This window comes from Falsirhodobacter sp. alg1, from assembly GCF_000739715.2.
Taxonomy (GTDB): Bacteria; Pseudomonadota; Alphaproteobacteria; order Rhodobacterales; family Rhodobacteraceae; genus Falsirhodobacter.
Window position 1 is genome coordinate 1 of record NZ_BBJC02000115.1, and the last position, 507, is coordinate 507.

The 507-nt window shown below is 49.8% G+C and carries 1 protein-coding gene; it reads right to left on the reverse strand.

All coding sequences use genetic code 11. The features are described from left to right. Positions 1-103 precede the first annotated feature (103 nt). Positions 104-265 carry a hypothetical protein gene (locus tag TR36_RS15905; RefSeq protein ID WP_192841387.1) on the reverse strand — a complete coding sequence of 54 codons (162 nt, stop codon included), beginning with the start codon at positions 263-265 and terminating at the stop codon, positions 104-106. Positions 266-507: the final 242 nt, after the last annotated feature.

Consider the following 507-nt stretch of genomic DNA (forward strand, 5'->3'; position numbering starts at 1 on the left):
CGCAGCTTCGCATAATAGGCGTCATTGATATAGGGTGAGGTTTTCGCATCCGCGAGGATGTCATCGACCGTAAAGCCCGGGTCGAAATAATCATCAAGGCTTTTCATTGCGCCACCAGTTTCGTCGTGGAGGTCATCCATTTCTGCCACTCGGCCCAGAATGCGCGGATCGGAAGTTCGTCGGTTACTGGGCCTGTAGTATGCCCGTGTTCATCGACATATTCCTTACCGGTCGTGCGATGGCGGCTGACCACAAGCCATTCCATTTCGGGAACGGACAGGCCTGACTGGCATTCTTCGAAATTTGCCAGATCAAGTAGATTTCGTTAATTATTATATAATTGATACGGCCTGATCTATATGATGGCCGAATCCGCCGGGGATCATTGCGAGATGCCTGTCAAGAATTTTATCGCTGGATGAGCGGTAGTATCGAAGCCGATACCAAGAAATTCTTGCTACATAGACTGCATCGCNAAAAATACGATTTTGCACGACTCGGCCCCCC